The organism is Pseudalkalibacillus sp. Hm43 (assembly GCF_051842935.1).
GTDB lineage: Bacteria > Bacillota > Bacilli > Bacillales > Fictibacillaceae > Pseudalkalibacillus.
Map to the genome: position 1 here is coordinate 854512 of NZ_JBPXRR010000001.1, position 14525 is coordinate 869036.

Here is a 14525-nt window from a genome sequence, read left to right on the forward strand (position 1 = left end):
GAATGACGGTCAGATAAACTTAGCCGTTGTTTTCCGTCTTGTTGATATACACTTGATGAGGGAATGGGATTTCAATTCCGTTTGCATCAAGCGCTTGTTTCATCGCTTTACGTAGTTCACGTTCAACCGCCCACTGCATGTTCGTCTTCGCTTGTGCAATGACACGGATTACGACATCAGAAGCTCCAAGCTCTTGAACACCAACGACATTTGGTCCATCTACGATGTTTTCATTCGTTTCCGCAACTCGATCACAAGCCTCTTGTAGGACCTCAATCGCTTTATCGATATCATCATCATAAGAAATACCGATATCCACTAAAGCTCTCATATTACCTCTCGTGTGGTTACTGATTGTGCTGATTTCACGATTTGGAACAAAGTGTAATGTACCATCGAATCCACGGATATGGGTTGTACGCAAACCTGTTTCTTCAACGATTCCACCCATACCTGCTGCTGTTACATAATCACCTACATCCAATTGTTTCTCCAGTAAGATGAAAAATCCAGTCACGACGTCACTTACGAGTCCTTGTGCACCGAATCCGATCGCTAATCCTACAATACCTGCAGCGGCAATCAGACCAGCAATATCAATTCCGAACGTACCTAGAACGACTACTACGAGTATAAAGATCAGTACATAAGAAAAAATGCTCTTTGTCAGACTTCTAAGTGTGTGTGCCCGACCTGCTGTCATATCTTTTCTGTTTTCTAATTTTTCAAATGATGTACGAATCAGTCGATTTCCTATGCTTTTTACAATGGCGAAAATAATCAGGATGACAATCAGTTTAATGGAGGTGATCCCGATATTTTTCAGTATTCCTGCCCAATCAATGTTCGCAATAATATCTGTCAATCTGCTTCAACTCCTTGATTCATGATGATAGGCTAGTACCACTATAACCAATTAAAGTGGTTAATCGCAATTGATATGGTCTTCTATAAGTATATCCTTTGAGTTAAGAGATGAAACAAGGTAGAATGGACGATGGACAGGGGCTTTCCTGATTAAAATAAGAAGAAATTGGGAATAGTAATCTTGTCTTAAAAGCTATATTAAACTAATTCTCACTTAATATTGACTATTAAGAAAGGATTAACTATAATTATAGCTGTAGAAAAAATGGAGTTAAGAAAGGGGATGTGACAGGTAGGACAACCCCACCTGTACGAACCTTTTTTAATAAAATCTTTCATCTTTCAGGAGGTTTTACACAATGGCAGAACGTATGGTAGCAAAACAAGCACCGCGCTTTGAAATGGATGCAGTACTTCCAAACAAAGAATTCGGTAAAGTAAGCCTTGAAGAAAACATGAAAAACGACAAGTGGACAGTTCTTTTCTTCTATCCAATGGACTTCACTTTCGTTTGCCCGACTGAAATTACGGCACTAAGCGACCGTTACGACGAGTTTGAAGATCTTGATGCTGAAGTGATTGGTGTATCTACTGATACAATTCACACTCACCTGGCTTGGATCAACACAAACCGTGATGACAATGGTCTTGGACAATTGAAATATCCACTAGCAGCAGATACGAACCACAAAGTTTCTGATGACTATGGTGTTCTAATTGAAGAAGAAGGTGTAGCACTTCGTGGACTATTCATCATCAGCCCAGAAGGCGAGCTCATGTACTCTGTTGTGAACCACAACAACATCGGACGTGACGTTGATGAAACGCTACGTGTACTACAAGCTCTTCAAACTGGCGGACTTTGCCCTGCAAACTGGAAGCCAGGTCAAGAAACTTTGTAATTTAAGCCTGAAAGAGAGGCTGACTTCTAAGTCAGTCTCTTTTTTTACGGCATATAATATTCGGAATATTCATACGTATTGTAGATGCACACTTGAAACAAGGGATTTCCCAGTTCAATCTAAAACCTGATCCATCAATTTAAGCAAAATTATGGTTATTTATTTCGGATTCCGTTATATTATTTATATTATGACTTTTTAAACAATACATAAAAGGCAGGTGTGTAATTTGGATACGTTTAAGCGGTTGAAAGAGTTTTATTGGCCTTATCGAAAGTACTTCCTTTTATCCGTATTTTCGTTATTGTTTGTATCCGGAATAACCGTCGTATATCCGATGTTGTTACAATTCACGATCGACGAAGTCATCCTGAAAGAACAATATAGGTGGATCCCATATTTGGCCATCGGTTTCATTTTCATCATGATGATCAAAGGGACAGCTACCTTCTTTCATCAATATCTTGGTGATTTGTTCGGGGTTACGGCGGTATATAAGTTAAGGCAAGCTTTATATAAGAAGCTCCAATACTTACCGTTTCGATACTATGACAATGCGAAGACCGGAGACCTGATGTCACGCTTGACGGCGGATGTTGAGGGGTTTCGGTTCTTTTTATCCTTCGGATTCGCACAAATCATCAACTTCCTGTTGTTGGTTTCGTTCAGTTTAGCGGTCATGTTCTATTACTCCATTCCGTTGGCATTGGTGACCTTAGGAATGCTTCCTTTCCTGGCTATTGCCGTCTACCGGTTCGATAAACGAGTGCATCCCGCATTCCGGGGTATCCGTAAATCGATGGGACGATTGAATACGAAAGTGCAGGAAAACGTAAGTGGAATCAACACGATCAAATCATTGTCCCGTGAAGATTTCGAAATTGGTAAGTTCGTAAATAACAATAAGGATTATCGAGATAACTACTTGAACACGTCAGACATTTGGGCAAAGTACTTCCCACTCATGGAACTGATCGGGAACCTTTGTGTCGTGTTCCTTCTATCTTATGGAGGTTTCCTCGTATTCAATGGTGATCTACAACCAGGTGAGCTCGTTGCGTTCTTCAGTCTTGTCTGGTACATCATCTGGCCGATCATGATGCTCGGATTCGTCATCAATACGTTCTCCCAATCAAAAGCATCAGGTGAACGTCTGTTAGAAATATTGGATGAACCTGAAGACATTCAAGACGTCGAGAACCCTTTGGACATCAAACGGATGAATGGAGATGTCGAATTCAAAAATGTAACGCACAAATATGCAAGTGAAGATGAAGAAGCTTTGAAAAATGTTTCATTCAAAGCTCCGAAAGGAACGACAATCGGTCTCCTAGGTGCAACGGGAGCAGGTAAAACGACGATTACCCAGTTGATCTCTCGCTTCTATGAACCGAAAGAAGGTTCAATCCTCATTGATGGAAGAGACATCAAGGAATATTCGATCAAATCTCTTCGGAAGAATGTCGGAGTCGTGCTCCAAGAAACATTCTTGTTCTCTTCTACCATAAGGGACAACATCGCTTATGGAGATGCTGATATTGAGATTGAAAGAGTTGTCGATGCTGCAAAACGTGCGCAAGCACATGAGTTCATCATGGAGCTGCCAGACGGTTATGACACCGTTCTCGGAGAGCGTGGAATGGGATTGTCCGGTGGACAGAAGCAGAGAATTGCCATCGCAAGAGCGATTCTTTCTGATCCAAGTATCCTCATCCTGGACGATGCAACCAGTGCTGTTGATATGGAAACCGAATTCAAGATTCAAAAAGCTTTCCAGGAAGTGATGAAGGACCGCACAACATTCATCATCGCTCATCGTATTTCGTCGCTCAAACATGCGGATGAAATCTTGGTGCTTGAAGAAGGTAAGGTCGCCCAGAGAGGGAAGCATGAACAACTGATTGAACAGGATGGCATGTACCGACGCGTCTATGACATCCAGTATAAAGATAAAGAAGTCATTAAACAAAGACAAACAGGTTAAAAATGGGGGTGAAACAAGTTGAGTTCGAATACGAATAAACGATTTCATTATTCTCAAGACCAGGCGATTGAAAAACAGTTCAATTGGCAGCAAATGCTCCGCCTATTCGGATATATGAAGCCTTACCAATCCAATCTGCTTCCGAAAGCAATCATAACGATGCTCATTACAACAGGGGTAAGATTGGTCATTCCGATTTTCATCGGGGTTCTTTTGTTCGACCATGCAATCAAAGACAAGGATGAAACGTTACTGATCCAACTGATCATCGGGATTTCTGCTTTATATATCCTTTCCTGGATTGCAAACTCATTCCGGATCAAGTGGACGAATCAGCTCGGACAATACATCATCTACGACATCCGTCAGGGTCTGTTCAAACACATCCAACGATTGTCCCATCGGTTCTTCGATCAGCGATCGGGCGGTTCGATCCTGGTGAGGATCATCAATGATGTCAACTCGTTGCAGGAACTGTTTACGAACGGGGTCATCAATCTTTTGATGGACTTCCTTCTGCTCGTCGGGATTATCATCATCATGTTCGTGTTGAGTCCGCAATTGACGCTGGCCATCATGATCATCCTGCCGATCATGTTTTTCATATCAACAAGACTTCGAAGAAATATTCGTCGTTCCTGGCAGACGGTCCGGATTAAACAAGCAAAAATGAATTCCCATTTAAACGAGAGTATTCAGGGGATCCGTGTTACCCAATCCTATACACAGGAAAAGGAGAACATGGGATTCTTCAAAGGTGTGAATGGGGAAACGTTTGAAAGCTGGAAGGATGCAACGAAGAAGAGTGCCGTCTTCCGTCCGTTCGTCGAAATGTCCAATGCAATCGGAACGGCTATCTTGATCTGGTTTGGTGTGTATTTGATTCAAAACGGGATGGATTACGGCGTTTTCGTAACATTCGCTTTCTATCTCGGCATGTTCTGGGAACCGATTTCACGTATGGGTCAAGTGTATAACCAGCTGTTGGTTGCAATGGCTTCTAGTGAACGGATCTTCGAATTTTTAGATGAAAAACCAAATGTTTCTGAACGTGAAAATGCCATTACATTCAAAGAAATCGATGGTAAGATTGAATTCAAAGATGTGGAATTTGCGTATGATGAGAAACGTAAAGCATTGAATGGCATCAATCTCACGATAGGTGCTGGTGAAACGGTCGCTCTCGTCGGTCATACGGGATCAGGTAAAACAACGATCGCCAACCTGATCAGCAGGTTCTATGATCCGACGAAAGGTGCTGTCGAGATTGATGGGACCGATCTTAAAGACGTGAAGCTGGATAGTTTACGGCAAAAAGTCAGCGTCGTTCTTCAAGACACATTCATTTTTTCCGGCACGATCATGGAAAATATCCGGTTCGGTCGTCCAGATGCAACAGATGAAGAAGTCATTAAAGCGGCTGAGGCCGTTGGTGCAAGTGCATTCATTGAAAAGCTGGATAATCAATACGAAACCGAAGTTGAAGAACGAGGTAATGTGTTGTCGGTTGGTGAAAGACAGTTGATTTCATTTGCGAGAGCATTGCTTGCAGATCCAAGAATTCTCATTTTGGATGAAGCGACTGCAAGTATTGATACCGAGACAGAGTTGAAAATCCAGAACGCTCTACAAACACTTCTTAAAGGTCGAACAGCGATCATCATCGCACATCGACTATCTACAATTCGGGAATCAGACAACATTTTTGTTCTCGATCATGGTACCCTCATTGAACAAGGGAACCATGACGAATTGATGAAACAAAAAGGTGAATACTACGATCTGATCGTTTCCCAGTTCAGAATGTTGGACGCCATGTAATACAGAAGAGAGTGGAAGCCTGTGTCCAGCAGGTTCCACTCTTTTTAAATCTGACAATATGCTCAATACTTCACAAACTCACTGGTACTTGATACGATATAGGTGGAATGAATTGTGAGATTCATCACAATATCTTCACTGAATCGTAAGAGTATAAATGTACTACTCGTCTCGTATCGTTTTCAGGAGTTCCGATTTAGGGTAAAGAATTATGACTTGTACGGAATGGATACTATGCAGAGAAAAGCGGGGGATTTTAGATGCCAGAACTCGATAGTGCTATGCTGAGTCGTTTATTGACCAGTATGACGTTAGGTTTTCATATCATATTCGCAACCCTGGGGGTGGGAGTGCCGTTATTGATCAGCGGGGCTGAGTGGATCGGAATCCGCCGGAATGATGAGCATTACCGTTTGCTTGCCCGACGTTGGACGAGGGGGTTCGTCGTCACAGTAGCAGTCGGCGTTGTGACGGGGACCTGTATCGGACTACAATTATCCTTGTTGTGGCCAAGCTTCATGGAAGTAGCAGGGCAAGTGATCGGTCTTCCACTCTTTCTTGAGACGTTTGCGTTCTTTTTTGAAGCGATTTTCCTAGGAATCTACCTATACACATGGGATCGATTCAAAAATCCATATTATCACTGGTTGATTTCCGTTCCCGTCGTCATCGGGTCGACTTTATCGGCATTTTTCATCTCAACAGTCAATGCGTTCATGAACTCACCAAAGGGGTTCAAGCTTGAGGACGGTCAAATTACTGAAATCCAGCCCCTCGTTGCAATGTTTAATCCGGCAACACCTACAAAGGCTTCACATGTCATCTCTTCTGCCTATTTGACTTCCGCTTTCGTTCTGGCTGCCTTGACAGCCTTTCTGATTTTGAAAAAAGGGCCAAGCGCTTATTATAAAAAAGCCCTGCATTTCACAATGGTGACGGCATTCGTATTTGCGATTTCGACGGCAGTCATCGGGGACTTCTCAGGTAAATATCTGGCAGAATATCAACCTGAAAAACTAGCTGCAGCAGAGTGGCATTTTGAAACTGAAAAGGGGGCAGATTTGATTGTCGGTGGTGTACTTGATGAAAACAATGAAGTGAAATACGGTCTTCGGCTGCCGAATTTTCTCAGTATACTCGCTCACGGTAATCCGAATGCGGAAGTGATCGGTTTGGAGGAATTTCCTGAAGATGAAAGGGCACCGCTCTTCATCCATTATCTTTTCGACGCAATGGTCGGAATCGGTATGTTTCTCGCAGCTTTATCCACTGTGTATCTCATTTTGAGTAAATGGAAGAAGGCATGGAGTCTATCTAAGTTGTTTTTATGGGCAATCGTCATTTCAGGTCCATTAGCCATGCTGGCCATTGAATTTGGTTGGATCTTCTCAGAAGTGGGGCGACAACCGTGGATCTTGTGGCATGTGATGGAAACGAAGGATGGTGCGACCACCAGTGAACATGTAGGATCCATGTTCATCCTATTCTTTGCACTTTATGTCGTGCTCGGTTGGATCTGTACGACTGTACTATTGAAAATGTTTAGGAACAATCCAGTGGAAACCGAATTTGAACAAATGGATCGGTAAGGAGGGTTATGATGGAAATACAGCTGATCGGAATCACTGTTTTATGGATTTTCTTGTACGGGTATCTGATTGTTGCATCGATTGACTTCGGAGCAGGATTTTTTGCCTATTACGGGACGATTACGAAGAAAGACCATATCATCAATAACATCATCAGTCGGTATTTATCTCCGGTTTGGGAAGTGACGAATGTATTCTTCGTGTTCTTCTTTGTCGGTTTAGTAGGATTCTTTCCGAGTACAGCTTATTATTACGGAACGGCTTTGCTAGTCCCGGGCAGTATCGCTCTAGTGCTTCTTGCCATACGTGGTTCTTTCTATGCTTTCGGTAATTATGGGGCGAAGGAGAGTCATTTGTATACTTTCCTATATGGTGCTACAGGCTTATTGATTCCCGCGTCCTTGTCTACCGCTCTAACGATTTCTGAAGGTGGTTTCATAACGGTCGAAAACGACTCGGTAGTGTTTCTCGTTGGAGAGTTGTTCACAAGCTTTTATTCTTGGGCGGTTGTATTCTTGGCGATCGTCAGTGTGCTCTATATCAGTGCGATGTTTTTATCCTTTTATGCGAGCAAAGCGAAAGATACCCAGGCTTTGGCGCTTCTCAGGAAATTCGCCCTTTTCTGGAGCCCTCCTACGATATTAGCGAGCTTTCTCGTATTCCTGGCTCTAAGAAGCCATAACATCGAGCATTTCAACAGGATGTTGGATTACTCGTACTTTTTCATCATATCGTTCATTTGTTTCAATATCGCGGTATGGTTTGTCTATCAAAATAAAAGGTATGGTACAGCATTCATTTTTGTCATGCTGCAATTTTTCTTCGCGTTCTTCGGTTATGGAGCGTCTCATCTCCCCTATATCCTGTATCCATATATTACGATTGACACAGGATTTACAAACGAAACGATGGGGGTTGCACTTGTCATTGCATTTATTGCAGGACTCTTATTGCTGATTCCGTCATTGATCCTCTTGATGAGAATGTTCCTATTCGATGCTAAGTATGTGGAAGGGACGAGAGATTCAAGAAAAATCATATGAAAATATGATACAATATGATGAGATTGAACGTTAATGGCAATTGGAGGAGTAGCTGTGAAAAAGCAATTTGCTGTGATTGGTCTTGGGCGTTTCGGAGGTAGCATTTGCCGTTCATTGAGTAATAACGACATGGAAGTACTTGCAATTGACAGTGATGAGGATCGGGTAAACGAGTTTTCATCGATTGCGACTCATGCGGTAATTGCGGATGCGACAGACGAGAACGTTTTGAAAAGTCTAGGGGTCCGGAACTTCGATCATGTGATTGTGGCAATCGGTGACAACATTCAGGCGAGTATCTTGACAACATTGATTTTGAAAGAGCTTGGTGTTGCACATATTACCGTGAAAGCACAAAACGATTATCACGAAAAAGTTCTGCGCAAGATCGGTGCAGACCGAATTGTCCACCCGGAACGTGATATGGGACAACGGATCGCACACAACATCATGTCCAACAACGTACTGGATTATCTTGAATTATCAGATGAACATAGCATTGTGGAATTGATTGCAAGTAAAAAGATGCATGATAAAACATTGATTGAATTGGATGTTCGAGCGAATTATGGCTGTAACGTCATGGCCATCAAACGCAGTGATGATATCGTTGTATCTCCTCAAGCGACTCATACGATTCTGGAAGGAGATATCTTGATTGTCATCGGCGCAGACGCTGATATCAGCCGATTAGAGAAACATTTATTAATGGACTAATATAATAGGTAGAAAGAAGGTTGGTAGATTCCACTACCAACCTTTTATTATGCAAAAAAAGCTGCTCCGCACAATGAGCAGCTTTAATTTTTCCATTACATATAAGCCAATCAACGCGACAAACCATCGACAAACTAGTTCGACCCTCTCATTTATTGATATATGGGCGTGAAATGTTTGCCCGGTTCACGCGGGGTATGGTAAGGATGACATAGGACTAGAAAAAAAGGCTTAAAAACTACCGACATTTAAGATATGATAAAATAACAACAAACGTCAAATTACGACAAAGTTATACATAATTTTACTTTTCGTTCAATATATGGTGAATCCTTCTGAAGTTCGTGAATTGGAAAGAGGAGTTACAAGATGCCGAACAATGCCAAAGTAGAAGCCGTCGCACACTATAAAACTGAATTACTCCGGATCGTACATAAGTTGAACAGTCCAACAATTCGGACAAGTAAAGCATCTCATATGACTGAACTCTATAATCTGATTCTCAGAATACAGAATTATTGCGCCGTTTTTCAAATCAAGTCTATAAAGACGATTACCACGTTATTGATCCGAAAGATGGATGTCTCCACTGAAAGTGTCCGGGTGAAACCGGGAGAAGAGAGGTTATTCGGAGAAACACTGAAGTCTCTGCTTCAAGAACTTACTGACTATGGTCAAGGATTGAGAAGGAAGAGTGAGAAATGGACTCTATCTTCTAAGAAAAAAGTCCTCGTCTATGATCAGGACGAGTGGTTTGGTGAATGGGTGAGGGATCTTGAGCAACATTCTCCCTATCAATTCATCCAGGTTAGTGCTGATCGCTTCAAAGAAGAATTATTCGACCACATCCCAACTGCCATACTGATTTGTCTGGATTCAGGAGATCAGCAAGCAAGAGAGTGGGTCGTTTATATAAGAAAGCATTATTCCAAAACCATACCTGTCATCGCTTATACAACTTCAAAGTATCCTCATCAATTACAAAGAATACTGGAACTGAATGTGACACATCTGTTAGAAAAACCTTTCGACCAGGACTTGTTGATCAGCTATTTGGATAATGCCATCTCTAATCAAAAGAGAGCCATCCATTCGACAGAAGATGATTACAAGATACAAAGGGATATGATGGAGGCGATTATCCAGAAGGAGTGGATGAGATTCCAAAGATATCAAGCTGTCTTTTCACTTGTCCTCATCAAAGTGGATGCTTATCAATACTTCATCAATCAATATGAAGCCAAGTACCATCATCTATTCAATCAATTGAAACTGACCGCCTCTCAGTCTACTAGACCTTATGATGAATTGTATACTTGGTCTCCTGGATCTTTCATGCTCCTCTTACCAGTAACACCACAAGAAGGAGCAGAGACAGTGGTCGAACGCATTTCAAGTTTGATCGCTGAATCAGAACATCTCCTGGCGGAACATATTTCGTTTGGCATCATTGAAAGTGAAATCCAGTATCAAAGCTCAGCTAGCTTGATTCAAAAACTAGAGACCCAGATGAAAAATGCAAATGCAATGGACGGACCGAAGATTGTTCCTCGGTTGAACGATTTGAAGGTTCAAACGAATAATCAAAGATACAAGATTCTATTGATTGATGATGATCTAGTGTCTTCGACCATCCTTTTCAACAACTTGAATGAAGAGATCTGGGAGGTGGAAGTCTGCAATGAAGGAGCAGATGCGCTAGAGCTCGCACTACAATTCCAACCGGATATCATTCTTTGTGAAACCAAGTTGAAAGATCTCGATGGATATTCATTTTGTTTACAAGTTAAGCAGATTCCAAGTCTTTCAAATGTATTGTTCTGTTTCTTGTCTGAACAACAATTGAAGCATTTCATCGTACGTGCCTTCCAGATTGGGGCAGATGATTATTTCTTGAAGCCATTCTATATCGAGGAATTAGAGGTAAGACTCAGAAAGCATCTTAAAGTAAGGGACTCGATTGAACGATGAAAGTGATGTTCATCTATTTATTGCTCATGTCGATTGCTTACATCTTTGCGGTCATCCTTTTCATGTTCATCTATCTCGTCATCCGAAAAACATTAAGGAATCGACGAGCAAGAAAAAAGGTCGCTTATTTCTTTTACATTTATCCGAAAGTGATTGAACACATCAAAGTAGACGGGAACCCAAGGTTACTTGAGATCCGGAAGCGCTGGAAACGGGAAGTCGTCGCAAATGTATTGCTTGAAGCTGTTTCGACCTTCAAGGGCAGAGAAGAAATTCGACGGATCAATCAATTGTGTGAGGAGATCGGATTGACAGATGAGTTGGAGACGAAGGCCCGAGATAAGAAATGGTGGGTAGCTGCTGAGGCAACTCGTATGGCGGGTCAATTGAAGTTGGAGCGGCTTACTCCGATTCTTCTTCAGAACATGTCATCTAAGCATTACGATCTCTGGACTTCTTCTGCTAGAGCGCTCAGTCATATGCAACAATATCGAGCGTTGATTCAATTTCTCTTTGAGAATGAACATAAATTACAGAAGTGGTCGATCATTCGGATCATCGATATGTTGAAGAATTTGTCTGATGCCGATGTAGCGTACGTAATCGAAAAACTCAAGGATGCCTCACCTTTTTTACAAGGGTTATTCATTGAAATATTAGGTAAAAGCAGAGCACAGGCTGCGTTGATTTCGATTGAGGACTTTCTCGATTCAGAAGATGTGGAAACTCGGGTGAAGGCATTAAGAGCAATCGCTTCATTACAGATGACGACAAGACCGGAAAAAGTCATCAGCTTTTTGGAAAGTGAAAATTGGCTTGAGCGGTTGAATGCAATTTTGGTCATCAAATCCTGTCATCTGAAAACAGGGATGAGAGGTATTGTTCCCCTTTTGTCAGATCGTCAATGGTGGATACGCTTCAGAGCTGCAGAGACCTTGTATTCTTTAGGGAGTTCCGGTATCGATAAACTCAAAGAAACCCGTTTGATCCATGAAGATCGCTATGCAAGAGAGATGGCGGAAAGAATCTTGTACAACCATTCTAACTAGAAAGAGAGTGATGACATGTTAACGGATATATTTCATGTATTCAACTATTTCATATTCTTATATGTCATCATTGTCGATGGATTTTATTTGTTTCTGTTTCTGCTGTCTTTCAAGCAGGTGAAGGAATATCTTAAACAATCTCCTTATAGTGAAATCAAAGAATTCAGCCTGTCCAATCTGACAACACCAATTTCCATTCTTGTCCCGGCCTATAATGAAGAAAAGACAATCGTCCAAAGCGTGTATTCACTATTACAGATCAATTACCCGGAATTCGAAATCATCATTATAAATGATGGCAGTAAGGACGGCACAATGGAGGAATTGCAACGTGAATTCTCTCTTTCGGAGCTTCCGATCTATGCTCTACGTAAGCAAATGGATACACAACCCGTCTTGGAAATGTATCGATCGACCAAATATCCTTCACTCATTGTCATTGATAAAGAGAATGGAGGTAAAGCAGATTCGTTGAATGCAGGGATCAATTTTTCCAATTATCCGTATTTTTGCAGTGTAGATGCAGATTCCATGTTAGAGCCGGATTCCTTGATCAAAGCGATGAAACCCATGTTCGAGGGTGGCCAAAATGTTGTGGCATGTGGAGGAATCATCCGTGTCGTAAATGGATGTACAGTGGAAAATGGATATTTAAAGAAGGTCCGTCTACCTAAAAACAAGTATGCAATCAGTCAAGTGATCGAATATTTAAGATCGTTCCTGATGGGGAGGATCGGGCTCAGCAGTTTGAATAATCTACTGATCATTTCAGGTGCGTTCGGTATCTTCAGGAAGAGGGAAGTGCTGGAGGTCGGAGGTTATTCGGTCAATACCGTCGGTGAAGACATGGAATTGATTGTGAGTCTGCAGAAATATCTATATAAACAGAAAAGCGATGCTAAAGTTTTATTCGTACCAGATCCTGTATGTTGGACGGAAGTACCGGAAGACTTTCGAAACTTAAGCAGACAACGGACAAGATGGCAAGTAGGGCTGTTACAAACGATGGTCAAGCATAAAGATACGTTGTTCAATCCTCGATATAAGTCGATGGGATTGCTTGCGATGCCGTACTTTCTTCTAGTCGAACTGTTAGGACCGACAATTGAGTTGTTGGGACTGATTTTTGTTACATTCGGTCTGTTTTTCGACCTCGTCAATATACCATTTGCGGTCCTGTTCTTTACATTTACCCTTTTATTCGGCGTCTTCCTTTCTGTATCAGCGATTCTATTAGAAGAATACAGCTTCAGGAAGTATGAAAAGGTCAGTGACCTTCTGAAGCTTCTGTTGTTCAGTGTTTTGGAAAACTTCTGGTACCGACAATTGAACGCGTTCTTTAAAACCTGGGGTTTTGTCCGATATTTCAAGAAAGATACTGGTTGGGGAGTGCAGAAAAGGAAGGGCTTTCACGTTGATCAAACCTCTAATTCCAGTTTCAATCAACACCAATCGTAAGGATGGATAAACGATGAAATATAGATATATAGTTTTGATTATACTCACGCCTATGATTCTTTTAGCCATCCTCCCATTTCTCATCTGGCAGTTCAAACCACCGATGGAACGAGTCATTCAAGTCATTGATAAGACCGTTCCAAAGGATGATTATCGGGAACATTTAGGTTTGTTTTGGGTACTGGACCATGAGAAGGTGAAGGACGACAAAGGTGATTATTATCAAAAGGATGAAGACTACTTCGGTTACGATCCACTTACACAGGAAGAAGATACGGGATTGACGATTCCGGAAAACGTCGATTTGATCTATGTGGCGGATACATATGGCATCTATACGGAAGACCTGCAAGGAAAACCGACCGGAGAGCGCTCTAAACTCCTTTATGGTGGTCTTACGATCTTTGATTGGAACAAGATTATGGCTGCAAAGAAACCGGACATCACGTTAATTTTGGAGTTCAACTCCATTGCATCTCCGACGGACGACATAACCCGCAAAATTGTGGAGCAAGAGATGGGTTTCGAATGGAGCGGTTGGATCGGAAGGCATTTTCAGGATTTATCAAGTGATGAGATACCTCCATGGTTGAAACGGAATTATGAAAAGCAATACAACAAGGAATGGGCATTCGACGGTGATGGAATCACCTTTGTGCACGAAAGCGACCGTGTTATGGTTTTGAGCGAAAAGGATATTGATGGACGAGTCGATTTGAAGTGGACGGAAGAAGGATTCGAACATTATCCAAGCGTGATCGACAGTCATTATGATTATTGGTTCGACATCATAACGCCTGATGCAGACATGACAGTAGAAGCAGAGTACATCATCGACTTTACTGCTACAGGAAAGCAGAAGTTGGAGGAACAAGGTTTACCGGATGTGTTTCCAGCCATCATCCATCAACCTGAGGAGCGTAAGTATTATTTTGCCGGTGACTTTGCTGATATTGCAGTCGACTACAATTCGAAATGGTACCTTCCCAGCATGTTTTACTCGATTTATTCCTTTTTCCAGCCGGATGAAGTTTTCTTCTGGGAGAATTATATCCCGATGATGGAACAGATCCTTGAAGAATCAGATTCAGATGCAGACAAGGATCTTCGATAGTGAGGAGCGT

The 14525-nt window shown here is 41.8% G+C and carries 11 protein-coding genes; 10 read left to right on the forward strand and 1 reads right to left on the reverse strand.

Annotated elements, in window-relative coordinates:
- Positions 1-19: 19 nt before the first annotated feature.
- Positions 20-865, reverse strand: a complete 846-nt coding sequence (locus ACSVDE_RS04600) for a mechanosensitive ion channel family protein (RefSeq protein WP_439299788.1) — start codon at positions 863-865, stop codon at positions 20-22.
- 361 nt (positions 866-1226) lie between these two features.
- Between ACSVDE_RS04600 and ACSVDE_RS04605 the strand changes: the two genes are divergently transcribed.
- From ACSVDE_RS04605 to ACSVDE_RS04650, 10 genes are all read left to right on the forward strand, one after another.
- The gene (locus ACSVDE_RS04605; protein WP_226552054.1) at positions 1227-1769 is read left to right on the forward strand and encodes a peroxiredoxin; all 543 of its coding nucleotides are present in this window, start codon (positions 1227-1229) and stop codon (positions 1767-1769) included.
- Positions 1770-1998: 229 nt separating this feature from the next.
- Positions 1999-3753, forward strand: a complete 1755-nt coding sequence (locus ACSVDE_RS04610; RefSeq protein ID WP_439299789.1) for an ABC transporter ATP-binding protein — start codon at positions 1999-2001, stop codon at positions 3751-3753.
- Between the two features lie 18 nt (positions 3754-3771).
- The gene (locus ACSVDE_RS04615; protein WP_439299790.1) at positions 3772-5574 is read left to right on the forward strand and encodes an ABC transporter ATP-binding protein; all 1803 of its coding nucleotides are present in this window, start codon (positions 3772-3774) and stop codon (positions 5572-5574) included.
- Positions 5575-5834: 260 nt separating this feature from the next.
- Complete coding sequence (locus ACSVDE_RS04620) at positions 5835-7163, forward strand: cytochrome ubiquinol oxidase subunit I (protein ID WP_439299791.1); 1329 nt, start codon at positions 5835-5837, stop codon at positions 7161-7163.
- A gap of 11 nt (positions 7164-7174) precedes the next feature.
- Positions 7175-8206 (forward strand): cytochrome d ubiquinol oxidase subunit II, encoded by a 1032-nt coding sequence (locus ACSVDE_RS04625; RefSeq protein ID WP_439299792.1) that lies wholly within the window; start codon positions 7175-7177, stop codon positions 8204-8206.
- 54 nt (positions 8207-8260) lie between these two features.
- Entirely contained in the window at positions 8261-8923 is a 663-nt protein-coding gene (locus tag ACSVDE_RS04630) for a potassium channel family protein (RefSeq protein ID WP_226552043.1), read from the forward strand.
- Positions 8924-9292: 369 nt separating this feature from the next.
- The gene (locus tag ACSVDE_RS04635; RefSeq protein ID WP_439299793.1) at positions 9293-10894 is read left to right on the forward strand and encodes a response regulator; all 1602 of its coding nucleotides are present in this window, start codon (positions 9293-9295) and stop codon (positions 10892-10894) included.
- A complete protein-coding gene (locus ACSVDE_RS04640) occupies positions 10891-11943 on the forward strand; it encodes a HEAT repeat domain-containing protein (RefSeq protein WP_439299794.1) in 1053 nt (350 codons plus the stop codon). Before ACSVDE_RS04635 ends, ACSVDE_RS04640 begins: the two co-directional genes overlap by 4 nt.
- A 15-nt stretch (positions 11944-11958) precedes the next feature.
- A complete protein-coding gene (locus ACSVDE_RS04645) occupies positions 11959-13401 on the forward strand; it encodes a glycosyltransferase family 2 protein (RefSeq protein WP_439299795.1) in 1443 nt (480 codons plus the stop codon).
- A gap of 13 nt (positions 13402-13414) precedes the next feature.
- Complete coding sequence (locus ACSVDE_RS04650; RefSeq protein ID WP_439299796.1) at positions 13415-14515, forward strand: hypothetical protein; 1101 nt, start codon at positions 13415-13417, stop codon at positions 14513-14515.
- Positions 14516-14525: the final 10 nt, after the last annotated feature.

Excerpts from the sequence above, each read along its gene's own strand:
- ACSVDE_RS04605 (WP_226552054.1), top strand. The coding sequence starts at position 1,227 with ATGGCAGAACGTATGGTAGCAAAACAAGCACCGCGCTTTGAAATGGAT.
- ACSVDE_RS04620 (WP_439299791.1), top strand. The coding sequence starts at position 5,835 with ATGCCAGAACTCGATAGTGCTATGCTGAGTCGTTTATTGACCAGTATG.
- ACSVDE_RS04625 (WP_439299792.1), top strand. The coding sequence starts at position 7,175 with ATGGAAATACAGCTGATCGGAATCACTGTTTTATGGATTTTCTTGTAC.
- ACSVDE_RS04635 (WP_439299793.1), top strand. The coding sequence starts at position 9,293 with ATGCCGAACAATGCCAAAGTAGAAGCCGTCGCACACTATAAAACTGAA.
- ACSVDE_RS04640 (WP_439299794.1), top strand. The coding sequence starts at position 10,891 with ATGAAAGTGATGTTCATCTATTTATTGCTCATGTCGATTGCTTACATC.
- ACSVDE_RS04645 (WP_439299795.1), top strand. The coding sequence starts at position 11,959 with ATGTTAACGGATATATTTCATGTATTCAACTATTTCATATTCTTATAT.
- ACSVDE_RS04650 (WP_439299796.1), top strand. The coding sequence starts at position 13,415 with ATGAAATATAGATATATAGTTTTGATTATACTCACGCCTATGATTCTT.